Origin of the sequence: Corynebacterium halotolerans (assembly GCF_050107895.1) — a bacterium.
GTDB classification, from domain to species: Bacteria; Actinomycetota; Actinomycetes; order Mycobacteriales; family Mycobacteriaceae; genus Corynebacterium; species Corynebacterium halotolerans_B.
Genome location: NZ_JBNILW010000044.1, coordinates 1 through 786, shown reverse-complemented (window position 1 = coordinate 786; position 786 = coordinate 1). Strand labels below are relative to the sequence as shown.

General features: G+C 60.8%; 1 pseudogene. It reads right to left on the bottom strand.

Annotated features, from left to right (window positions below):
* Window positions 1-786: pseudogene (locus ACQCVD_RS15460) on the bottom strand (IS256 family transposase); the annotation flags it as partial.

The window sequence follows — 786 nt, the reverse complement described above, 5'->3', positions numbered from 1 at the left end:
CGTTTGTCCTCGATGTTGCAGATCGTCAGCCATAGGGTCTTGATCGCGGACTCATCACTGGTGAACTGCACCCGGTTCCGGGTTGCCTTGCGCACCTCGTTGTTCAACGACTCGATCGAGTTCGTGGTGTAGATGACCTTGCGGACCATCGGCGGGAACTGCAGGAACGGGATGAACCGTTCCCACGCATTGATCCAGGTCGCCACCGCCTGCGGGTACTTCTTTCCCAGGTCACTATCGGCAAACGCCTGTAGCGCTTCCCACGCGGTGTCCTCGTCCGGTGCGGTGTAGATCGCCTTGAGTTCCCTCGAGACCTGTTTGCGGTCGGCATAGACCACGAACCGGTTCGCCGCCCGGATCAGGTGCACCACACAGGTCTGGATCATCGAATCCGGCCAGGTCGCTTCCACGGCTTCGGGCAGCCCCTTGAGCCCGTCACAGCAGACGAGCAACACGTCCTCGATGCCGCGGTTGGCTAGATCCGCGCACACGTGCGCCCAGAATGCGGCTCCTTCGGTGGCCTGGATCCTTAATCCCCAGAACGTGTTTGACCCCGTCGAGATCCACACCGACGGCGAGGTAGGCGGACTTGCCGACCACGCGGTGATTGTCACGGACCTTGATGCGGATCGCATCGAGATAGACCACCGGATAAAACGAGTCCAGCTGGCGTTTTTGCCAGATCATCACCTCGTCCAGGACGGCGTCGGTGATGGTGCTGATCGTCTCGTGCGACAGGTCCGTACCCAGCGTGGTGGCCAGGTGGTGCTGAATATCGCGGATGGT